This window comes from Micromonospora maris AB-18-032, assembly GCF_000204155.1.
Taxonomy (GTDB): Bacteria; Actinomycetota; Actinomycetes; order Mycobacteriales; family Micromonosporaceae; genus Micromonospora; species Micromonospora gifhornensis.
The window spans coordinates 5,162,652-5,184,378 of the sequence record NC_015434.1 but is presented as its reverse complement, the minus strand read 5'-3'; the positions used below and the strand labels follow the sequence as shown (position 1 = coordinate 5,184,378).

Sequence of the window (21,727 nt, the reverse complement as noted above, 5' to 3'; positions counted from 1 at the left end):
CTTATCCGGCGTCGAGGCCGGACAGATCAATATCGGTCGCCTCGGTGACGGCCCGAATCGCCGTCACCGAGGCGTAACCCTCGGCGAGCAGGGCCAGGTCGGTACCGGGCTGCACCGCCTGACCGGGCTCCTCCAGCGACGTGCGGACGAAACCGTGACCGGCTTCGGCGACCGTCATCTGCACCTGGCCGAAGGTGGCCAGGCTGCCTCGGCGTACCCCGCGAAGCCGCTCGTACGGCAGATCCGGCGCGTTGACGTTGAGCACGCTCGCCACCGGCCCGGTGGGTAACCTGGGCAGCAGGTCCAGGGCGACCCGGGCGGCCGTCGACCAGTACCGGTCGGCGTCGCGTACCCGTGCGGCGGCGGCCACCGCCGCCCCGCCGCTGGCCGCGGTGGCCTCACCGACCGACAGGACGTCCAGGGACACCGCCATCGCCGCACAGCCGTTCGCGGCGGCGGTGAACGCGGCACCCACGGTGCCGGAGTGCAGCACCGCGCGACCGGCGTTGGCGCCACGATTGATTCCGGACAGCAGCACCTGCGGCGGCGGCCCGAAAGCGCCGTGCACGGCGATGAGCGCGATGAAACCGGGAGACCCGCCGACCGCGAAGGCGGGCGTACCGTCCAGGTCCGGCAGCGGGTGCTCGTGGACCACCACCCGGCCGTCCTGCTCGATCGCGCTCATCGCGGCGCTGGTGCCGCTGGCCTCCTCCAGCGGGGCGGCCACCACCACGTCCAGACCCCGGTCGACGGCGGCCCGGGCCAGCGCGTGGATGCCGGGGGCGGCGATCCCGTCGTCGTTGGTGATCAGTACCCGCAGCGTCATCGCCCGCCCGCCCGGTGGGCCAGCTCGTCGGGGGTCGTGCGGTGCTGCGGCCGGATGCTCGCCGGCTCCAGCTGCACCCGCTCGACCAGGCCGGTGATCGAGTCGACCCGACCGGTGCCCAGCCCGTGACGCGTGACGTTCAGCGCGCCGGCCGCCGCCCCGGTACGGATGGCGGTGCGGACGTCGCCGCCCTGGGCCACCACGGCGGCCACCCCGGCGGTCATCGAGTCGCCCGCCCCACGCGGGTCGGCCGCTTCCAACTGGGGCATCAGGACCTCGAACACCTCGCCGTCGACCAGGGCCAGCGCCGGCTTCTCGGCCCGACTGACCACCACGTTCTCCGCACCGGCGGCGTGCAGGTCGTACATGGCGCGGGTGAGCTGTTCCTCGTCGTCGTCGGCGGCTCGGCCGTCCGCGATCAGCTCCTCGTGGCTGACCTTGAGGAAGAACACGCCGCTGTCCACGACCGCCGTCAGGTGTTCGCCACTGAGGTCCACCACCACCCGGCTGCCGTTGGCGCCGAGGTCGGCGGCGAAACGGCGGTACAGGTCAGCGGGCACCAGTGACGGGTCGTTCGGGCCGCTGAGCACGCACACCTCCGCGCGCAGCCCTTCGCTGAGGGCGAGGTTGTACAACTCGTCCAGCTCGTGCCGGCTCAACGGTTGGCCGGGCACGTCGACGATCTCCCGCCGGGTGCCCCCGCGGCGGTCGTGCACGTACCCGCCGCTGCCGCCGGAGTCGCGGTTCACCACCTTGAGGTCCACTCCCTCGCCGACCAGCAGCGGCGCCAGGACCTCCCCGATCTCGCCGCCGAGCGCCGTGCAGAGCACCACGTCGACACCGAGCGACAGCACCATCCGGGCCTGCCAGACGCCCTGTCCGCCGGGGTGCAGGTGCAGCTCCGGTACGTCGCTGGGCTGGTCGACGGTGACGGTCAGCAGCGGTGTGGGCGCGAAGACCATGACGTGCCCGGTCACCGGGCCCACCCGCAGGTGCCGGACCGGGTGAACCGCGTGGTGGGTTGTCTCATGCGCGTTGCGCCCCCTCGTGGCGAAATGTCCACTTCCGTCTTAGACGGTAACCAAGGTGGCGGAACCGCGCGCGTCGACCGGCGGGGAGTGTGGGCGTTTCGCGGGCACGATGCGACGCCGCCGGGCGGAAGTCCCACCCGGCGGCGTCGTGTGAACAGGTCAGTACACCGACAGGTGCACGTGGTTGGTGTGGTCGCTGGACGGGTCGCCGCGACCGCCGCTGTAGGACTTCCAGCCGCTGCTGGGCAGCCAGATCTGCTTGTACCAGATCACGTAGAGCACGGCGAGCCGGTCGGCGTTGTTGACGAAGTACGCCGCCAGGTTGTTGCCGTACGTCCGGTCGCCGCCCGTGGCGACCCCACCGAAGCCGTTCTTCTGCGCGGCGAAGTCGCAGGCCCGGCCCTTGGGGTGCTCGCCCGAGCCGCCCGAGCGGTAGCAGGAGACGTACCGGGTGAAGCCGGCCGCCTTGGCCTGGTTGAGCGCGTGCAGCGTGCGCGGGGTGATGCAGCCGTTCGCCGGGGTCGGGTCGTTGACACTGCACGACTCCGAGGGCCACGAGCCGTCCGAGTTGCGGGGCGCGGGCTTGGCCGTCGGGCTGGAACCGCCACCACGGCTCGGGGTGCGGGCGGCGCGTTCGGCGGCCTGGGCGCGTTCGGCCGCCTCCGCCCGCTCGTTGGCCACGGTCAGCGCCCGCTCGGCCTGGTCCTTGCGCTTGGCCATCACCGCGACCTGCTTGCGCTGCTCCTGGACCTCCACGTCCAGCGCCTGCTTGGTCCTGCTGACCTCGTCGCGGGTGGCCCGCAGCTCACCCAGGGCGCGCTCCTCGTTCGCGGCCACCGCGTCCAGCGCCGCCGCCCGGTCCATGAAGCCGGCCGGAGAGCCGCTGTTGAGCAGCGCTGACGCCGCACCGAGCCGGCCGCTGCGGTACGCCTGTGCGGCGATCTCGGCGACCTTCGCACCGCGTTCGGTGAGTTGGTTCTCGGTGGTGGTGAGCTGTGCGGCCAGTTGCTTCTGTCGCTTGACCGAACGGTCCAGCGCGGCCTTGGCGTCGAGGTAGCCCTTGCTGGCCGCCTCCAGTTGGGCGCGCAGCGCCGGGGTGCCCCCCTCGTCGCCGACGTCGGCGGGAGCCGCCGCCAGTAACCCGTGTGCCGCGGCCGGGCCGGGAACGAGCGCGACGCCTACGGCGAGAGCGAGCGCCGCGCAGATCAGGGCCGCCGTTCGGGCGGCCGGTTTCACGGTTGCCACTGCTGGCATGCACATGTCCTTCCGTCAGCCGCCGACCGGGTTAGCTGACGGGTTCGGGACGGAAGATCCCTACCGCGCGTGCGCGGATGCACCCCAGGAACATGGTTCCCCGGCTCGCCCCTGCGGGCGATTAGGCGGCGACCACCGCCGGCACCGGTGGGTGCCGCCTGGCGGAGGCCGGGTCCGAGCCTACCGGTGCTGCTGTGACCCGTGCAGCCGGTGTGACTCGTGGTGTTCGTCCGGTCACCAGGAAATCGGACGAAAGTATCATTTTTGGTAAATAGCGGTAGCTCGGTGTCAGGTGGCCACATCGACCGTGGTCAGCCGCTGGGTGGCCCGGGACAGCGCGACGTAGAGCGTACGCACACCGGAATCGGGCACCGCGCGGATCTCACTCGGCGCGACAAGCACCACCGCGTCGTACTCCATGCCCTTGGCCTCCAGGCTCGTCACCACCTGCAGGCGGTCGCCGCCGAGGCCATCGAGCCAGCCCGCCACCTCGTCGCGCCACGGCACCGGAGTGATCACCCCGACGGTGCCCTCGACCTCGCCGAGCAGGGTGCCCGCGGCCGACACCACGCTCGTCGTCAACTCGGCGGCCGGCACCACGAGTTGCACCGGGTCGACTCCGGTGGAGCGGACCGCCGTGGGCAGCGGAAGATCCGGGTACACCCGGCGGATCTCCTCGGCCGCCACCGCGAAGATCTCCGCCGAGTTGCGGTAGTTGGTGGTGAGGGTGAACCGGTGCCGCGGCCGCCGACCCAGGGCCTGCTCCCGAGCGCGATTCAGCTCCTGCGGATCTCCCGTCCAGGCGGTCTGCGCCGGGTCACCGACCACGGTCCACGAGGCCAACCGGCCCCGCCGGCCGATCATCCGCCACTGCATCGGCGAGACGTCCTGCGACTCGTCGACCACCACGTGGGCGTAGTCCCGGTAGTCCTCCGGACGCTCGCGGGCGGCCTGTCGGGCGGCCCGTTGCCGGTCGGCGAAGGTGCTCAGCTCCCGTACGCCGCCGGCCAGCTGGAACGGATCCCGCTTGGCTCGGGCCGGGCGTACCGGCTTACCGAGCAACGTGTCCAGCTCGTCGAGCAGCGCGGTGTCGGCGACCGTCGGGCCGTCCGTGGCCAGCCCTCGGTAGGCCTCGCCCAGCAGCCGGATCTCGGCCCCGGACAGGATGCCGCCGGCGTACCGGCGTAGTCGCTCGTGGTCGGCCAGCCAGCCGAGCACGTGCCGGGGATGCAGCCGGGGCCACCAGGCCTTGAGGAACTCTCGGAAGTCGCTACGGTCGATCAACTCGTCCTCGAAGGCGCGCTGCTCGGGCAGGCCGGCGATGCCCAACCGGCGGGCCTGGGCCCAGAGCGCGGCGAGGACGCCGTCGAAGCCGGCCCGGCGTACCTCGTTGCGGCGGGCGCCACGGGGCAGCGCACGGTTCCAGACCGTGTTCAGCTCGGCCCGCTCCAACCGCAGCAGCTGTCCCCGGTAGAGCAGCCGCAACTCGGTGGGGGCACCCGGCGCGGTGTCCCGCACGGCACGTTCCAGGACCCGCCGCATCCGCAACGATCCCTTGATCGCGGCCACCCGGGGCGGGTCGGTGCGGGTGGCGACCAGGCCGGGGAAGATGCTGCCCAGCGACTGCAGGGTGGCATTGTCCTCGCCCAACGACGGCAGCACCGAGGCGATGTAGGAGACGAAGACCGAGGAGGGGCCGACGACCAGGATGCCGCCTCCGGCGTACCGGCTCCGGTCGGCGTAGAGCAGATAGGCGGCACGGTGCAGGGCCACCGCCGTCTTGCCGGTGCCGGGGCCGCCGGAGACGAGCGTCACCCCGGAACTGGGGGAGCGGATCGCCTCGTCCTGCTCACGCTGGATGGTCGCGACGATGTCGCGCATGCCCCGGCCGGTGGTGCGGGACAGGGTCGCCAGCAGCGCGCCGTCGCCCACCACCGGCATGTCCGGCGGTGCGGCTTCCGGGTCGAGCAGGTCGTCCTCGATCCGGGTGACCCGTTCCCCGCTGGACTGGATCGTGCGTCGGCGTACCACGCCGAGCGGCTCGGCGGGAGTGGCCTGGTAGAACGCGGCGGCGGCGGGGGCCCGCCAGTCGACCACCAGGGTGCTGGCGTCCTCGTCGCGGATGCCGAGCCGCCCGACGTAGATCACCTGGCCGTCCCGCAGGTCGAGTCGGCCGAAGACCAGCCCTTCGTACTCGGCGTCGAACAGGTGACGTCGCTGCGCGGCGTGGAAGACCATCGCGTCGCGTTCGACGAGTGCCCCGAAGTTGCCGACCCGGGCCAGCCGGTAGCCGTCCCGTTCGGCGCGGACCGCCCCGCGCCGCAGCTCGGCCAGTCGCGCGTACACCCGGTCGAGATGCCGTTGCTCGACGGCGATCTCCTGATCCAGGGTGCTCTGATCCACCGCTCGTGCTCCTCGTCCCGCCGCCCGGCCAACCGCACGAGATTACGCCCCGCCGTCCACGTGCAAGGAAGGGCACCTTGTTAACGTGTCAGGTAGAGCAGGGGTCCCTTGTTAACAGTCGCGGACGGGGCTGGTGTCGAGGACCCGGCGCAGCACGCCGGAGAGTGCGCCGTTGACCTCCTCGGCGCGTTCCATCATCAGCATGTGGCCGGCGCCGGGGCACACCACCAGGTCGGTGGCCGGCAACGCCTCGGCGATCGACTCCGCGCACGGCGGTGGGGTGAGCCGGTCCCGGTCCCCGACCAGGGCGGCCGCCGGCAGATGGGCCAACGCGGCGAGCGTCTCCAACCGGTGCTGGGCGCCGATCGACGCCCGGAACCCGCCGATCGAGCGCAGCGAGGCGCGAGCCACCGCCGAGGTGACCAGGCGGATGTCCGCCGGATCGCAGCGCTCACCGAAGAGCATCCAGCGGATGCTGGGCTGCAGCGCCCGCAGCAGGGCCCGGGGCGGACGCCACGAGCCGCAGCGGGCCAACACCCCGGCCCCGGTGGTCTCGGCCAACCGGATGATCCGGGCGATCCGCGGTGAAAGACCGTAGACGGTGTGCGTGTGCCCCTCGGCGGTGGTGGAGACGAAGAGCAGTCCGGCCGTACGGCGCGCGAAGTGCTCGGGGTGGCGGTGGGCGTACTCCATGATCGTCATGCCGCCCATCGAGTGGCCGACGAGCACCACCCGGCCGCCGCCGGAGGAGACGGTGTCCAGCACGGCGGCCAGATCATCGCCGAGCTGGGCCAGGGTGGCCGTGGGCAGCGCCATGCAACTGGACCGGCCGTGCCCGCGCGCGTCGTAGGTGACCACCCGCACCGACGGATACGTCTCGCGCAGCGCCGCCACCTGCCGGTGCCAGCTGCGCCCGTCCAGCGTCCAGCCGTGCAACAGCACCACGGTGACCTCGGCGTCCGCCGGTCCCCTGGCTTCCACATGCAGGCGTACGTCGTCAGGAAGCCGTACTTCGACCTGCTCTGGCATCGCCACCTCCCCCATGGCCGCGCGAGTGCGCAACACCGGGGGTACCCGGTGGTAACACCGGCTACCCGCCATGACACCACGAGAACCGCGATGTTGAGAAGATTCCGGTTTGGGTCCCCTGCTCGACCGGCTGGGCCGGAGACGACGAAACGCCCGCCGGGAAGACCCGACGGGCGTTTCGTGGTGGTACGGGAGGCTGGCTCAGCCCTCGAAGACGCCGGCCTCGACCAGGCGCTTCTCGGCGGCGTCCCAGCCGTCGCCCGGGTGGGCGGCGTTGAGGCTGTTGATCTCCGCCCGGATCTTGGCGGCGTGGCCGGCGGCGGCCAGCACCCGGATCTCCTCGACGAAGGCCTCGGAGTCGGTGCGCAGGTGCACGGTCTTGCCGTTGGTCAGGTTCCGCACGTAGGCGTGCTTGCCGCCGTTGAGCGGGATCAGGTACTTGAACTCGCCCAGCACGCTGAGGGCGCCACCCTGGCCAGCCTGGCCGGCCCGGACTGACGCGCGCGCGGTCTTAGAGGTGTTGCTCGCCACGGAGGTACTCCTTGCAAGACGTACGGAGGACGGAACGTCCGGGGGCTGTTGCGGGGCGGCACCCGATGGGAGGCCCCGCGAGAGGCTTACGCGGCACAGGCCGCCGATGGAACTGTACACGACCCACGATCCCGGCTGGTCATCGCGGCGTCACGAGGTGGAACGGCGGTCACCTGTCCGGGTATTCCGACCGGCGGATTTTCCGATTCCCTGGCGCACCATCCGTCCCACCAGTCATCATGTGTGACAACAACGCACCCGGAATCGGTCGAGGTCGTAGGGGAAGACGCACCTCGCTCTCCGGGAGGTCACCGTGCCAACGCGTGGCGTCGTATACGTCCATTCGACCCCGCTCGCCGTGTGCTCACACGTCGAGTGGGCGATCGCGCGCGTCCTTGCCGCGCCGGTCAACCTGCAATGGACCGCCCAGCCCGTCGATCCCAGCGCCCGCCGGGCCGAATGCGGCTGGTCCGGTCGCGCCGGGACGGGCGCCGAACTGGCTGCTGCCCTCCGGCAGTGGCCCATGATCCGTTTCGAGGTCACCGAGGAGCCCAGTCCGGGCGCCGACGGTGAACGCTTCATGTACGTCCCCGGCCGCGGGCTGTTCCGGGCCACCGTGGGCGCGGCCGGGGACATCCAGCTCGGCGAGGACCGGCTGCGCAGCATCATGGCCGCCGCGCGGGGACCCGAGGCCCTCGCACACGCTCTCGACAAGGCACTCGGCAGCGCCTGGGACGCCGAACTGGAGCCGTACCGCTACGCCGGGGACGGCGCGCCGGTGACGCTGCTCACCAGGGTCGGCTGAGCGTCGCCGACCACCCGGGATCTCCGTCCGGGCGGTCGGGGGCGTCGCCCGGCCGCCACCGGACCAAGTTGCCCGATACGCGGTGAGCTGGTGGGATGGGCCGCGTGTCGACTACCCCTCGGCGTGTCGCCGCCGTGCTCGTCGCCGTGACCATGCTGCTCGCCTCCGGTTGCTCCCAGCCCGGGCAGCGTCCCGGCTCGGCCCCGGCGTCCGGCTCGACGTCACCGTCCACCCCGGCGGCACCGGATCCCTCGCCGACCGCCACGCCGGACGACCCGGCCACCCGGGCCGCCGCCCTGGTCGCCGAACTCGGCGACGAGGACCTGGTCGGCCAGGTGCTCATGCCGTACGCGTACGGCGACCGGGCGACCCAGGTGTCGGCCGGATCGGCCGCCGGAAACCGGGCCCTCGCCGGAGTGGACACCCCGGCAGAAATGATCGAGAAGTACCGGCTCGGCGGACTTATCCTGGTCGGCTTCAGTGCCGACGACCCCACCCAGGGCAACCAACCGACCACCAACGTCGACAACCCGAAGCAGGTCCGCGAGTTGACCACCGGGCTGCGCGAGGCCGCCGGGAAGCTGGCCGCCGGTGCGGCACCCCTGCTCATCGGCACCGACCAGGAGTACGGCGTGGTCACCCGGGTCACCGAGGGAGTGACCCTGCTGCCCAGCGCCCTGGCCGCCGGGGCCGCCGCTGATCCCGCGCTGACCGAGGCGGCCTGGCGGGCCGCCGGCACCGAACTGGCCGCCATGGGCATCAACGTCGACTTCGCGCCGGTCGCCGACGTGCTTGTCACCCGCAGCGCGGTGATCGGGTCCCGGTCCTTCGGCGCGGACCCGCAGCGCGCCGGGCAGCAGGTCGGCGGGGCGGTACGCGGACTGCAGGCCGCCGGGGTGGCGGCCACCGTCAAGCACTTCCCCGGGCACGGGCACAGCGCCGACGACTCCCACCAGGACCTGCCTGTGCTCAGCCAGTCCCGCAAGAAGTTGGCGGCGCAGGCGTGGCCACCGTTCACCGCCGGCATCGAGGCCGGTGCGCTGGCCGTGATGTCCGCCCACCTCGACGTCCGGTCGGTCGACCCCGGTGTGCCGGCGACCTTCTCGTACAAGCTGCTCACCGAGGTGCTGCGCGGCGAACTCGGCTTCCAGGGCGTGGTGGTCACCGACGGCATGAACATGGCACCGGCGCGCCGCTGGGGGCCGGGGGAGGCCGCGGTACGCGCCCTGAAGGCCGGCAACGACCTGATCCTGATGCCGCCGAATGTGAGCCAGGCGTACGACGGGCTGCTGGCGGCGCTGCGGGACGGCTCGTTGCCCCGGGCCCGACTGGTGGAGGCGGCCACCCGCGTGCTGACCATGAAGTTCAGCCTCGCTGGCGCGCCGACGCCGGAGTTGTCGGCGCTGGCCACCCCGGCGCACCGGGCGGCGGCACGGGCGTTGGCCGCCGCCGCGGTGACCGTGCTGCGCGGCCGGTGCGACGAGGTGGCGATCCGTGGACCGGTCACCGTCACCTCCTCCGACGGGCGGGCGCACACCCGGACCGCGTTGACCGAGGCGCTGACCGAGGCCGGCGTACGGGTGGTGCCCAGCGGCGGCACGATCGTGCACCTGGTCGGGTACGGCGACCGCGCCGGGGACCTACGGGCCGACGCGGCGGTCACGGTGGCGATGGACACCCCGTACGTGCTGGGTCAGGCGAAGTCGCCGACGCTGCTGGCCACGTACTCGTCGAGTCGGGCCTCGATGGAGGCGCTCGCCGACGTGCTGGCCGGCAAGGCAACTGCGCCGGGGCGTTCTCCGGTCCCGGTGTCCGGGCTGTCCGCCACCACCTGCGCCGGCTGACGCCACGGTCAGCACGGGCGCCGGCGGCGGTCAGGGCGTCGCGGTCAGCGTGTCGCGGGCCAGCCGGTACGCGGGCAGCAGGTCGAGCGGGTCACCGAAGCTCGTGCTGCTGGCCTCCAACAGCACCGTCGCCCCGCCGGCCCGGACCACCAGCGCCCACTCCCGGATGTCCTCGTCGAGCAACTCCCGATGGCTCAACCAACTCGCCTCGATCACGTCGAGGTCGCCGACACGGGTCTGGCGGTACTGCGGATCGGTCGCCTTCTGCTCGGCGGCGACGAACGCCTCCAGCGTCTGCCGGGCCGGGGCGTCCGCGTCGTCGGCCGTCCACACCCGCAGGAAGCCCGACGCGACCGCGCGGCCGTCCACCTCGCAGCGCGCGGTCGTGCCGCCGCGTCGGGTCAACGCCTCGGCTACGGCAGCGGCCACCTCGTCGTTCGGGTCGGCGGTCTTGATCTCACTTACCCGCCACCCGTCGGCCAGTCCGAACGTCACAGGCAGCGGACAGGGGGCACCGGCACCTACCGTTTCGCTTGCCGTGGCCGCGGTCACCTCGTCGTGCCACGGCGCACCCGTCGCGGCACCGCCGGGCTGCTCGCCGGTATCGGTCTGCGCACCGCCGCCGCAGCCGGCGAGCAGCCCGATGGCCAGGGCCGCCAGCGCGAGCCGGGATCGTCGCACGATGTCCACTCCCCGTTGTTGATCTATTGAAGCGCTCAGCAAAGCGAAACCGGGGGGCGCCGTCAAGTCGGTAAGCCCGCTGCGCCCGACGACACGAAACCCCTGCCGTCGCCATGACAGCGACGGCAGGGGTGACGGGCGGACGGTCAGGCGCGGGTGAAGACCAGCGCCACGTTGTGACCACCGAAGCCGAACGAGTTGTTCAGCGCGGCCTCGATCGACATCTCGCGGGCCTTGTTGGTGACCACGTCGAGGTCGAGACTGTCGTCCGGGTCGTCCAGGTTGATCGTCGGCGGCACCACACCGTCGCGGATCGCGAGGATCGTCGCGATCGACTCCAGCGCACCGGCGGCACCGAGCAGGTGCCCGGACATGGACTTGGTCGCGGTCAGCACCGGGTGGTCGCCCAGCGCCTGGTGCAGTGCCTTGATCTCGGCCAGGTCGCCCACCGGCGTCGAGGTGGCGTGCGCGTTGACGTGCACGATGTCGGACTTGGCGACGTCCGCGTCGGCGATCGCCTTCTCGATCGCCCGGATCGCCCCCGCACCCTCCGGGTGGGGCTGGACGATGTCGTAGCCGTCGGAGGTGATGCCGGAGCCGGCCAGCCGGGCGTACACCCGGGCACCTCGGGCGGCGGCGTGCTCGGCGCGTTCCAGCACCACGATGCCGGCACCCTCACCGAGGACGAACCCGTCCCGACCCTTGTCCCACGGCCGCGACGCCCGCTGCGGCTCGTCGTTGCGGGTCGACATGGCCCGCATCGAGGCGAACCCGGCGATCGGCAGCGGGTGGATGACCGCCTCGGTGCCGCCGGCCACCACCACGTCGGCGCGGCCGGACCGGATCATGTCCAGACCCAGCGCGATCGCCTCCGCGCCGGTGGCACAGGCACTGGCCACCGAGTGCACACCCGCCTGGGCGCCGAGTTCCAGGCCCACCCAGGCGGCCGGGCCGTTGGGCATCAGCATCGGCACGGTGTGCGGGGAGACCCGGCGAGGGCCGGAGGCCTCCAGGATGTCGTCCTGGGCGAGCAGGGTGACTGCGCCGCCGATGCCGGAGCCGATGCTGACACCCACCCGTTCCCCGTCGGGCCGGGCGTCGGCCAGGCCGGCGTCCGCCCAGGCCTGGTGGGCGGCGATCAGGGCGATCGCCTCGGAACGGTCCAGCCGGCGCAGCTTCACCCGGTCCAGCACGGTGGCCGGGTCGACCGCCAGCTGGGCGGCGATGCGGACCGGCAGCTGCTCGGCCCACTCCTGGGTGAGAGCACTCACCCCGGAGCGGCCGTTGAGCATGGCGTCCCAGGTCGACGCGACGTCCCCGCCCAGCGGGGTGGTCGCGCCGAGCCCGGTGACGACGACGTCGGATCGAGTCATGATCAGGACTGCGCCTCGATGTAGCTGACGGCGTCCCCGACCGTCTTGAGGTTCTGCACCTCGTTGTCCGGGATCTTGACGCCGAACTTCTCCTCGGCCGCCACCACGACCTCCACCATGGAAAGGGAGTCGACGTCCAGGTCGTCGGTGAAGGACTTCCCCTCGGCCACGTCGTCCGGGCTCACCCCGGCAACCTCTTCGAGGATCTCGGCGAGGCCGGCGGTGATCTCGTCACGGGTCATTGCGGTGGGTTCCTCTCATCGGGTTTCTCTCGGCGGCGGCGACGCCACCGCCTTGCTCCTCGGCGACGACGCGCCGAGGGGGTATCAGGGGCAGCGGACGACCTGACCGGCGTAGGTCAGGCCGCCGCCGAAGCCGAACAGCAGCACCGGCGCGCCCGAGGGCACCTCACGGCGCTCGACCAGCTTGGACAGGGCCAGCGGGATGCTGGCCGCGGAGGTGTTGCCGGACTCGACGAGGTCCTTGGCGATGATCGCCTGCGGGATGTTCAACCGCTTGGCGATGCCGTCGATGATCCGGGTGTTGGCCTGGTGCGGCACGAAGGCGGCCAGCTCGGACGGGTCGACCCCGGCCCGCTCGCACGCCTGCAACGCCAGGGGCGCCAGCGCCGTGGTGGCCCAGCGGAACACCGTCTGGCCCTCCTGGGCGACGTACGGACGCCAGCCCTCGATGCGTACCGCGTCGCCCCGCTCGGGCACCGAACCCCAGATCACCGGGCCCACGCCGGGCGCTTCGTCCGTGCCGGTGGCGGTGACCACCGCGGCACCCGCGCCGTCACCGAAGATGATGCAGGTGGAGCGGTCGGTCCAGTCGGTGAACTCGGAGAGCTTCTCGGCGCCGATCACGATGGCGTTGCGGCTGGCACCGGCGCGAATCGCGTGGTCGACCGTGCCGAGCGCGTACGAGAAACCGGAGCAGGCGGTGTTGACGTCGAACGCACCGGGGGCGCTGATGCCCAGCTTGGCGGCGACCCGGCAGGCCACGTTCGGGCTGCGGTCGACCGAGGTGCAGGTGGCGACGACGACCAGGTCGATGTCGGCGGCGGTCAGGCCGGAGTTCGCCAGGGCCTTGTCGGCGGCGGCAGCGGCCATGTCGGCGACGGTCTCGTCACCGGCGATGCGCCGGCTGACGATGCCGACCCGGTCGCGGATCCACTCGTCGTTGGTGTCCACCAGCTGGGCGATGTCGTTGTTGGTCACCACCCGGGACGGCTGGTAGTGGCCTAGCGAGAGGATCCTGCTGCCGCTCATGCCGAGCTCTCCCTGCGGTCGGTCTCGTCGCGAGACTCGTTCGAATCGAGCCGGCTGCCCGGCTCCTGGCGGGCGGTCGTGCCGTGCCGGGCGATCAGGTCGCGGGCGGCGGGCAGGTCGTCCGGGGTGTTCAAGGTGACGATCTCCGGGGCGCCGTTGCCCTTGAGTTCCCGCTTCACCAGGCCGGCGAGCGTGCCTGCGGGCGGCAGTTCGATCACCGCGGTCACGCCGAGTTCGGCGAGGGTGGCCATGCAGAGGTCCCACCGGACCGGGGCGGTGACCTGGCGGACCAGCCGCTGCAGGACCTCCCGGCCGTCGTCGACCGGCGCGCCGTCAAGGTTGGACAGCAGGATCCGGGTCGGGTCGTCCGGGGTGATCCCGTCCGCCACCGAGGCCAGCGCGGTCTCCGCCGGGGCCATGTACGGGGTGTGGAACGCGCCGGCCACCTGGAGGCGGATGATCCGCGCCCGGGTCGGTGGCTCGGCAGCGAGCTTCTCCAGCCCGGCGACCGCACCGGCGGCCACGATCTGGCCACTGCCGTTGCGGTTCGCGGCGTGCAGGCCGTGCCCGTTGATCACGGCGACCACCTCGTCCGGGTCGCCACCGAGCACGGCGGCCATGCCGGTCGGCTCCAGCGCGCAGGCGGCAGCCATCTCCCGGCCGCGTACGCCGGCCAGGGTGATCGCCGCCTCGGTCGACAGGGTGCCGGCCAGCGCCGCCGCGCCGAGTTCGCCGACGCTGTGCCCGGCGGTGAGGGCCACCTCGGTCAGCGGCAACTGCTCGGCGGCGAGCAGGGCGGCGGCCACCAGCAGCGGCTGGGTACGGGCCGTGTCCCGGATCTCGTCGGCGTCGGCCTTGGTGCCCAGGTGAACCAGATCGACCTCGGCCAGTGTCGACCAGCTGCGCAGCCGGTCTTCAACGCCGGTCAGGTCGAGCCAGGGAGTGAGGAAGCCGGGTTTCTGAGAACCCTGGCCGGGGCAGAGTACGGCGAGCACGTGTATGACTCTCCCGGATAGCCACGCGATGCGCTGTGCCGACTGACACCAAACCGCACTAGGACCTTTGGAGGGATCCTACAAAGATTGGCGATGATCGTCACTTGCCTGTGATCTTTTACCGGCGGGTGGGGGCAATGTCTGGGTCGGTACCACCGGGTCCAGCCGACCCACCGTCAGCGCGACACGCAGGGCGAAGGCGTCCCGTGGCATCAGCGGGCTGAACCCGGTGACGTCGGAGATCCGCCGCAGCCGGTAACGCACCGTGTTCGGGTGCACGTACAACGCCCGGGCGGCGCTCTCCAGCGTCCCGCCCGCCGCGAAGAACGCGTCAAGCGTCTCCAGCAGCTCGCCGCCGGCCCGCGCCAGCGTCGCGTACACATCGTGCCGCAGCCGCCGACGGGCCTCCGCGTCACCGGCCAGAGCCCGCTCCGGCAGCAGGTCGCCGGCGTGGACCGGGCGGGGCGCGGTGGGCCAGGCCGGTGCCGCGCGGTAGCCGGCCAGCGCCGCCCGCGCCGACTCGGTCGCCTCGTCCAGGCTCGGCACCGCCGGGCCGACCACCACCGGCCCCGGACCGAACGCGGTGAGCAGCTTGCCGGTGGCCGCCACCGGCTCGGCCGCCCCGCCGAGCACGATCACCAGCCGGTCGCCGTGCACGCCGCCGATCACCTCCACACCGATACGCCGCGCCTGGCGGTAGACGTTGTGCAGGACGGCGGCCACCTCACCGCCCGGGGAGGTGCCCACCGCCACCGCCACCGGCGGCGCGTCCGTCCAGCCGAGGGCCGCGGCGCGGCTGGCCAGCACGTCCGGGGAGTCACCACGCAACAGCGCGTCCACCAGCAGGGCCTGCAACCGTGCGTCCCACGAGCCACGGGACTCCGCCGCCCGCGCGTAGACCCGGGCGGCGGCGAAGGCGATCTCCCGGGAGAAGCGCAGCACCGCATCGCGCAACTGCGGCTCCTCGCCGGGGGCGGCGAGCTCGCTCACCTGCTCCTCGACCACGTCGATGGTGACCTTGATCAGTGCCACGGTCTGCTGGAGGGTGATCGAGCGGGCCAGCGCCTGGGGCGCGGTGGCGAAGACCTCGTCGGAGACCTCCTGGGTGCCCTCACCGGTACCACCGCCCGACCAGAGCCACTGCACCAGGGAACGGACGCCGGCCTGGGCCACCAACATCACCCAGGAGCGCTGGTCGGCCGGCAACTCCCGGAACCAGGGCAGCGTCTCGTCCATCCGGGCCACGCTGGCGGTGGCCAGGGTGCCGGCCGCGCGTTCGATCCGGCGCAGCGTGGCCGACAGTTCCGTCCCGCCCGATCCGCTCACCCACCTAGCCTGACATGCCCTGAACTGGACCTTCACGGCAGCCGTCCGGTCCCATCCCTGACCTCGACCGGGTACGCGGTGCGTGGCGCGTCGGTACCGGCCAGTACCGTGTCAGGACACGTCGGGTGGGCACCGGCGGGTGAGGGCGAGAGCGTGAGGAGAAGCCGATGGCGCAGGGGGACGCCGAATACGGCTGCGCCCAGGACGAGCCGAGCCGACCGGGCGCTCACGAACAGCCGGCCACCGCCAAGCACCACCACCGGCGGCCGACCGGCCTCAGCCAACCGGCCGACGCGCATGCCGGCTGGACGCCGGAGCGTGGCGACGAGGAGCCGGCGGTCGCGCGACCCGGCCCGACCGAGCCGGCGGTGCCCCGGCAACGGGCGGCCGAACCGCCGGTCGAGCCGGACGAGCCGGACGCCTCCGGCTGCCGCAGCGAGCAGCCCGGCTGGGCCGGCGCACACCGACACGGCCCGGTACGCCCGGCTCGCCGCGCCACCCGACGGGAGCGCCCACCGCGACGCTGGTGCTGACCACCCGACGCTGGTCCCGATTGCGGTGTCGAGCGCCCCGACGCTGGTGCTGAGCACCAGACGATGGTGTCGAGCGCGCCGACGATCAACGCCCGGCCAGGCCGGGTGTCGATCGCGTGGGTGAGCGGTGAGCTGACGGTCAGCGGGTCCGGCGGCGGATCAGCAGGGCGATCCCGGCGAGCCCGAGGGTGATCACGACGACCACCGCGACGTTGAGCAGCAGGAGGCGACGCAGTTCCCCGAAGGCCTCGTTGATGTCCTGCGCCGGGTTGAGGGTGTCCTCCGGGATGATCCGTTCGCCGCCGCCGATGCCACCGCTGACCGCCTCGTACGTGCGCTCCAGCGGTACGCCGGCGGTGCGCAGCGTCTCGGACATGGTGACGCGGCCGAGGAACCAGGCCGCCGTGGTCTTGCGCGAGTCCGGCTGCTTGGCCGGCCGGTAGACCCGGGGCCCGCCGACGGCCTTCGGGTAGAGGTCGTAGGTCTGCTTGGGAACGTCGCCGGCGAGCACCACGACTGTGTACTTCGGACCGAGATTCGCCTTCTTCGGGCTGCCCGGCTGGCGTACCAGCACCTTGGCGCTGACCTGGTCGACGATGGCCTTGACATGCTCGGGATGCTGCTCGGCACGCAGTCGCAACGGTTCGGCTAGGCCGTGCCCGGTGATGTCCACCCCGGCCGGCGGCGACTTCGGTGCCGCCTTCGCCGGTTCCGCCACGGTGAGGGACAGCAGCATGGCCGCCAACCCGCCCAACGCCACTACGGCCAGTCGCCTCATCCGTCGGACCATGCCGCCTCCTCGCCCCGTTCGATGGTGGCTCTGCTGCAGGAGTCACGTGCCGGAAGCTGACGGCGGTGACCGTACCCGCAGGACGGGTACCCACCTAAAGACTCCGCCGAACGTCGATCGGTTGCAGCCGGTGGAACACTAATTGGAACTATCTGCGATCTCGACTCGGCACGGTAGCGGTCGTCAAGCAGTGGGCGGATCTTACCTGTGCCGGGACCAGTGATGCAGGCAGGATAACCTGCCGCCGCCACCGGGGCGGTGTCGGTGGCCGCCTAGACGAGGCGTAGCCGGGCGGCGCGCAGGCGGGTGAGCGTGCGCTCGGGGCCGAGCACCTCCAACGACTCGAACAGCGGCAGGCCGACGGTGCGACCGGTGACCGCGACCCGTACCGGCGCCTGGGCCTTGCCGAGCTTGAGTCCACGCTCGGCACCGACCGCCTCCAGGGTGGCCTTGAGTGTCTGCGCGTCCCAGGAGTCGACCGCCTCGAAGGCGGCGATTGTCGCCTCCAGCAGCTCGGCCGATCCCTCCTTCATGGCCTTCGTCCAGGCCGCCTCGTCGATCAGGGGCGTCGCCACGAACAGGAAGTCGACGTTCGGCACGATCTCGCTGAGCACCGCGATCCGGGTCTGGGCCAGGGGCGCCACCGTGGCGAACACCGCCGGGTCGAACTCCTCGGGCTGCCACGGCGGCGGCGCGATGGTGCCGGTGCCGGTCAGCCACGGCCGGCAGGCCTCGATGAACTCCTCGACCGGCAGCGCCCGGATGTACTCGCCGTTGAACGCGCGCAGCTTCTTCTCGTCGAAGAACGCCGGTGACGGGTTCACCTCCGACAGACGGAACTCGTCCTCGATCACCGACCAGGGCACGATCTCCCGGTCCCCGGAGGGCGCCCAGCCCAGCAGCATCAGGTAGTTGCGCATGGCGGCGGCGAGGTAGCCCTCGTCCCGGTACGCCTCCAGGGCGACCTTGTCGCGGCGCTTGGACAGCTTCTGCCGCTTCTCGTTGACCACCACCGGTACGTGCGCCCAGACCGGCGGCTTGACGCCGAGGGCGTCCCAGAGCAGCTGCTGCTTGGGGGTGTTGGGCAGGTGCTCCTCGGCCCGGATCACGTGGGTGATCCCCATGGTCATGTCGTCCACCACGTTGGCCAGCAGGAACACCGGCGAGCCGTCACCCCGGGCGATGACGAAGTCCTCGATGAGCTTGTTCTCGAAGGTCGGCTCGCCGCGGATCAGGTCGGTGACCACCGTGGTGCCCTCGTCCGGGGTACGGAACCGCAGCGCCCGGCCCTCACCCGGCGGCAGACCCCGGTCGCGGCAGTAGCCGTCGTAGCCGGTGTACTGGTTGCCGGTGCGGGCCTGCACCGCCTCGCGGGTGCAGTCGCAGTAGTACGCCCGGCCCGAGTCGTGCAGCCGGGCGGCTGCGGCGCGGTGCTCCTGCGCGTACGAGGACTGGAAGTAGGGGCCCTCGTAGCTGTCCCGGGAGATGCCGATCCAGTCCAACGCCGACAGGATGCCCTCGGTCCACTCGGGGGAGTTGCGCGCCGCGTCGGTGTCCTCGATGCGCAGCACGAACACCCCGCCCTGCTGCTTGGCGTAGATCCAGTTCTGCAGTGCCGAGCGGGCACCGCCGACGTGGAACATACCGGTCGGGGATGGGGCGAAGCGCACACGTACCGTCACGACCACAGCCTACCGTCAGGGCACCGAGCGGATCTTCAGCACCAGCACGCTGCCGAGGACGGTCACCGCGGCCGTGGTCGCGTACAGCGCCGGATAGCCGCCCAGGTACACGACGATCGGGGCGGCGATGGCCGGGCCGAGCACCTGCGGCGCCGAGTTGGCGATGTTGATCACGCCGAGGTCCTTGGCCCGGTCGGTGGCCCGCGGCAGCACCTGCGTGATCAGGGCGGCGTCCACCGACAGGTACACGCCGTAACCGGCGCCGAGCAGCAGCGCGGCGACGATCGCCGTCGGCCAGGTGGGCGCGGCGGCCAGCAGCAGCGCCGCCACCGCCATCACCATCCCGGCGGCGATCACGAAGACCTTCCGTCTGCCGGAGCGGTCCGACAGCCGGCCGGCGATCACCGTGGTGGCCATCAGCCCGGCGGTGTAGAGCAGGATCAGCACCAGCAGGCCGGTGTCGGGGTCGGCCAGCCGTACCTCGTCGGTGAGGAAGTAGAGCAGGTAGAGGGTGCCGAAGGCGTTGCCGAGCTGGACCAGGAACCGGGTGATCCAGGCCCACCCGAAGTCGGGGTGGCGACGCGGCGACACCCACATGCCGGCCAGCATGCCGCGCAGCGCCGGCCGGTGCGTACGCGGCAGCGGATCGTCGGTGGTGCGCAGGGCGAACGGCACCGCGAGCAGCACCACGGCCGCGGCGATCGCGTAATAGCCCGCGGCGTTGCCGGTGACCACGGCGGTGACCAGCACCACGCCGAGCACCAGCCCGAGCGCCTGCGGGATGCCGACCCAGCCGGAGACACCACCCCGCTGCGCCACCGGCACCCGGTCCGGTACGGCGGCGGTCAGGCTGGCCAGCATCGCGTTGAAGCACACCTGCGCGGCGACCCAGCCGACCGTGACCGCGGCGACGGTACGCGCCTGGGCGAGCAGCACCAGCGCCAGCGCACCGATCAGCGCCCCACCGACGGTCCAGACGTGCCGGCGACCGAGTTCCCAGCGCCCGAGCCGCAGGCAGGTCCGGTCCGACAGCGCTCCGGCGAGCGGGTTGGCCAGCACCGCGGCCAGCGCGCCCACCCCGGTGACCACCGCCAGCATGGTCTCCTTGTCCGTCGGCGCGATCTGCTCGATCTGCTGCGGCAGCAGCACCTGGATCGGGGTGAAGAACGCCATCCAGACGCCGAGGTTCGCGGCGAACAGCAGCGCGATCCAGCCTCGCCGTACCGGCACCGTCGGCTCGGCGAGCGCCGCCGGCAGCGAGGCCGGCATCGGGTCGACGGTGGTCACCGGGCGGTGTCCCGCCGGGCCGTCGCGATGACCTCACGCAGCCAGGCGTACGACGACTTCGGGGTACGCCGTCCGGTGGGGTAGTCGACGTGCACCAGGCCGAAGCGCTTGGTGAAGCCCTCGGCCCACTCCCAGTTGTCCAGCAGCGACCAGACGAAGTAGCCGGTGACGTCGACCCCGTCGTCGACGGCGGCGCGCACCGCCCGCAGGTGGCCGTCGAGGTAGGCGATCCGGTCCGGGTCGTGCACCCGGCCGTCGGCGTCGGGCTCGTCGTCGTAGGCGCAGCCGCTCTCGGTGATCTGGACCGGTGGCAGGTCGGCGCCGTAGCGACCGTGCAGCCAGCCGAGCAGTTCGCGCAGCCCGTCCGGGGCCACCGGCCAGTCGAAGGCGGTACGCGGATAACCGTCGAGCGGCACCAGCTCGAACGGCAGCGGTGAGCCGTCCTCGGGTGCCCGTACGCCTGTGGGGTTGTAGTAGTTGACCCCCAGCACGTCGATCGGCGCGGCGATCACGTCGAGGTCGCCGTCGCGCACGGCGCTCTGGTCGAAGCCCAGTTCGGTCGGGTAGCCGCGGCCGAACAGCGGATCGGTGAACAGCTGGTTGTGCAGCGCCTCGTACGCCGCGACGGCGGAACGGTCGGCCGGGCCGTCACCGGCGGCGCGTACGGGGGAGTAGTTGTTGGCGATGGCGACCGGGGCGGCGGTCCGGGCGCGCAGCGCGGTGACCGCGAGACCGTGGCCGAGCAGTTGGTGGTGGGCGACCGGGAAGGCGTCGAAGAGCAGCGCCCGGCCGGGGGCGTGTTCGCCGGTGCCGTGACCGAGGCTCATGTGGATGAACGGCTCGTTGAGGGTGATCCAGAGTTTGACCCGGTCACCGAGGCGCTCGGCCACCAGGTCGGCGTACTCGGCGAAGCGGTGTGCGGTGTCCCGGTTGAGCCATCCGCCGGCGTCCTCCAACGGCTGCGGCAGGTCCCAGTGGAACAGCGTGGCGACCGGGTCGATGCCGCGCTCCAGCAGCCCGTCGACCAGCCGTTCGTAGAAGTCCAGCCCAGCGGGGTTGACCGCGCCACTGCCGGTCGGTCGCACCCGGGGCCAGGCCACCGAGAACCGGTACGCGGTCACCCCCAGCTCGGCCATCAGGGCGATGTCCTCGGCGTAGCGGTGGTAGTGGTCGCAGGCGACGTCGCCGCTGCTGCCGTCGACGATCCGTCCGGGGGAGTGCGCGAAGGTGTCCCAGATGGACGGTCCCCGCCCGTCGGCGCCGGCCGCACCCTCGATCTGGTACGCCGATGTGGAGACGCCCCAGCGGAATCCGGCGGGGAAGCTGGGCATAGCTGCGGTCGACATGCGCCCTCCCGGAGAAATGCGAAACGTGTTCGGGACTCTAGGGCGCGCAGGGGCTCGGGTCTATAGGCCGATGTGCATGGGAAAGCAATACCTTTCGGCGTGTCTTTTGCGAACACGTCCACATACGTCCGATTTGACGCATAGAGTGCCGATATCGTGGGATGTCCTCACTGGAGGAAGACGGAATAATGATCCTCGTGGAACGCAGCGCGCACGTGGCGGCGCCGGTCGAAGCGGTCTGGGATGTGGTACAGCGGGCCGAGCAGTTGCCCGCCTGGCTGGCCGGCGTCCGTGCGGCCGAGGTTCTCTCGGGAGAGGGCTTCGGCAGACGGCAACTGGTCCAGGCCGGACGCGGCGCCGCGCACGAAGCCGAGGTGATCGCCTACCAGGAACCGACGCTGATCGGCTGGCGGGAACGCGCGAAGGGCGCCGGTGCCCGAGCGGAGGCGCGCACCGAGATTTACGTCCAGCTCACTCCCGACGAGGAGGAGGGCGGCACGATCGTGCGGCTGATCGTCGTACGCTGGCCGGCCGGCCCGGTCAAGGCCGCCCTGCTGCGACTCGGCCTGCGTCGGGTCGGCGCCGATCTGGAGGACTCGCTGGCCCGGCTGACCGACCTGGCCGCCGTCGGCTGACCGGCCGCGTCCTGGCGTCACCCGCGACGGTGGCGGCCCCGGTGTCCCGTCCAGAGGCACCCGGGCCGCCACCGCTTTCGCGACG

Annotated in this window: 20 protein-coding genes and 1 riboswitch; of the genes, 4 read left to right on the top strand and 16 right to left on the bottom strand. The window is 72.1% G+C overall.

Annotation, left to right across the window (positions count from 1 at the left end; genetic code table 11):
• Window position 1: 1 nt before the first annotated feature.
• From surE to VAB18032_RS22795, 6 genes are all read right to left on the bottom strand, one after another.
• Window positions 2-826 carry a 5'/3'-nucleotidase SurE gene (gene surE / locus VAB18032_RS22820; RefSeq protein ID WP_013735291.1) on the bottom strand — a complete coding sequence of 275 codons (825 nt, stop codon included), beginning with the start codon at window positions 824-826 and terminating at the stop codon, window positions 2-4.
• Complete coding sequence (locus VAB18032_RS22815; RefSeq protein ID WP_013735290.1) at window positions 823-1,803, bottom strand: 1-phosphofructokinase family hexose kinase; 981 nt, start codon at window positions 1,801-1,803, stop codon at window positions 823-825. Before VAB18032_RS22815 ends, surE begins: the two co-directional genes overlap by 4 nt.
• A 213-nt stretch (window positions 1,804-2,016) precedes the next feature.
• Entirely contained in the window at window positions 2,017-3,111 is a 1,095-nt protein-coding gene (locus VAB18032_RS22810) for a coiled-coil domain-containing protein (RefSeq protein ID WP_043725417.1), read from the bottom strand.
• Window positions 3,112-3,115: 4 nt separating this feature from the next.
• A riboswitch (cyclic di-AMP (ydaO/yuaA leader) is annotated at window positions 3,116-3,249 on the bottom strand.
• 150 nt (window positions 3,250-3,399) lie between these two features.
• Window positions 3,400-5,514 (bottom strand): HelD family protein, encoded by a 2,115-nt coding sequence (locus VAB18032_RS22805; RefSeq protein WP_013735288.1) that lies wholly within the window; start codon window positions 5,512-5,514, stop codon window positions 3,400-3,402.
• A gap of 111 nt (window positions 5,515-5,625) precedes the next feature.
• On the bottom strand, window positions 5,626-6,543 hold the full coding sequence (locus tag VAB18032_RS22800; protein ID WP_013735287.1) for an alpha/beta fold hydrolase: 918 nt from the start codon (window positions 6,541-6,543) through the stop codon (window positions 5,626-5,628).
• Window positions 6,544-6,744: 201 nt separating this feature from the next.
• Window positions 6,745-7,074 (bottom strand): hypothetical protein, encoded by a 330-nt coding sequence (locus tag VAB18032_RS22795; RefSeq protein ID WP_013735286.1) that lies wholly within the window; start codon window positions 7,072-7,074, stop codon window positions 6,745-6,747.
• Window positions 7,075-7,387: 313 nt separating this feature from the next.
• Here VAB18032_RS22795 and VAB18032_RS22790 point away from each other — a divergent pair, with 313 nt between their 5' ends.
• Window positions 7,388-7,879, top strand: coding sequence for a DUF3145 domain-containing protein (locus VAB18032_RS22790; protein WP_013735285.1), 492 nt, complete (start codon window positions 7,388-7,390; stop codon window positions 7,877-7,879).
• Between the two features lie 95 nt (window positions 7,880-7,974).
• Window positions 7,975-9,723 (top strand): glycoside hydrolase family 3 protein, encoded by a 1,749-nt coding sequence (locus VAB18032_RS22785; RefSeq protein ID WP_013735284.1) that lies wholly within the window; start codon window positions 7,975-7,977, stop codon window positions 9,721-9,723.
• Window positions 9,724-9,753: 30 nt separating this feature from the next.
• On the opposite strand, the gene VAB18032_RS22780 is transcribed toward VAB18032_RS22785, so the two are convergent.
• The 6 genes from VAB18032_RS22780 to VAB18032_RS22755 form a co-directional block, all read right to left on the bottom strand.
• On the bottom strand, window positions 9,754-10,404 hold the full coding sequence (locus VAB18032_RS22780) for a lipoprotein (protein ID WP_043725414.1): 651 nt from the start codon (window positions 10,402-10,404) through the stop codon (window positions 9,754-9,756).
• 146 nt (window positions 10,405-10,550) lie between these two features.
• The gene (fabF, locus tag VAB18032_RS22775; protein ID WP_013735282.1) at window positions 10,551-11,777 is read right to left on the bottom strand and encodes a beta-ketoacyl-ACP synthase II; all 1,227 of its coding nucleotides are present in this window, start codon (window positions 11,775-11,777) and stop codon (window positions 10,551-10,553) included.
• 2 nt (window positions 11,778-11,779) lie between these two features.
• Window positions 11,780-12,019, bottom strand: a complete 240-nt coding sequence (locus VAB18032_RS22770) for an acyl carrier protein (RefSeq protein WP_013735281.1) — start codon at window positions 12,017-12,019, stop codon at window positions 11,780-11,782.
• 84 nt (window positions 12,020-12,103) lie between these two features.
• On the bottom strand, window positions 12,104-13,048 hold the full coding sequence (locus VAB18032_RS22765; RefSeq protein WP_013735280.1) for a beta-ketoacyl-ACP synthase III: 945 nt from the start codon (window positions 13,046-13,048) through the stop codon (window positions 12,104-12,106).
• Window positions 13,045-14,043 (bottom strand): ACP S-malonyltransferase, encoded by a 999-nt coding sequence (locus tag VAB18032_RS22760; RefSeq protein ID WP_013735279.1) that lies wholly within the window; start codon window positions 14,041-14,043, stop codon window positions 13,045-13,047. Before VAB18032_RS22760 ends, VAB18032_RS22765 begins: the two co-directional genes overlap by 4 nt.
• 78 nt (window positions 14,044-14,121) lie before the next feature.
• A complete protein-coding gene (locus VAB18032_RS22755; RefSeq protein ID WP_269764260.1) occupies window positions 14,122-15,405 on the bottom strand; it encodes a PucR family transcriptional regulator in 1,284 nt (427 codons plus the stop codon).
• Between the two features lie 131 nt (window positions 15,406-15,536).
• Between VAB18032_RS22755 and VAB18032_RS22750 the strand changes: the two genes are divergently transcribed.
• Window positions 15,537-15,902, top strand: coding sequence for a hypothetical protein (locus VAB18032_RS22750; RefSeq protein WP_013735277.1), 366 nt, complete (start codon window positions 15,537-15,539; stop codon window positions 15,900-15,902).
• A 139-nt stretch (window positions 15,903-16,041) separates the two neighbouring features.
• Here the strand turns inward: VAB18032_RS22750 and VAB18032_RS22745 are convergent, their stop codons facing one another.
• The 4 genes from VAB18032_RS22745 to VAB18032_RS22730 form a co-directional block, all read right to left on the bottom strand.
• Window positions 16,042-16,692, bottom strand: coding sequence for a hypothetical protein (locus tag VAB18032_RS22745; RefSeq protein ID WP_043721642.1), 651 nt, complete (start codon window positions 16,690-16,692; stop codon window positions 16,042-16,044).
• Between the two features lie 272 nt (window positions 16,693-16,964).
• Window positions 16,965-18,374, bottom strand: coding sequence for a glutamate--tRNA ligase (gltX, locus tag VAB18032_RS22740; RefSeq protein WP_081476304.1), 1,410 nt, complete (start codon window positions 18,372-18,374; stop codon window positions 16,965-16,967).
• Between the two features lie 15 nt (window positions 18,375-18,389).
• Entirely contained in the window at window positions 18,390-19,661 is a 1,272-nt protein-coding gene (locus VAB18032_RS22735) for an MFS transporter (protein WP_013735274.1), read from the bottom strand.
• Window positions 19,658-21,007 carry a GH1 family beta-glucosidase gene (locus VAB18032_RS22730; protein WP_148272335.1) on the bottom strand — a complete coding sequence of 450 codons (1,350 nt, stop codon included), beginning with the start codon at window positions 21,005-21,007 and terminating at the stop codon, window positions 19,658-19,660. Before VAB18032_RS22730 ends, VAB18032_RS22735 begins: the two co-directional genes overlap by 4 nt.
• A gap of 188 nt (window positions 21,008-21,195) precedes the next feature.
• Here VAB18032_RS22730 and VAB18032_RS22725 point away from each other — a divergent pair, with 188 nt between their 5' ends.
• Window positions 21,196-21,642, top strand: coding sequence for an SRPBCC family protein (locus VAB18032_RS22725; RefSeq protein WP_013735272.1), 447 nt, complete (start codon window positions 21,196-21,198; stop codon window positions 21,640-21,642).
• Window positions 21,643-21,727 lie beyond the last annotated feature (85 nt).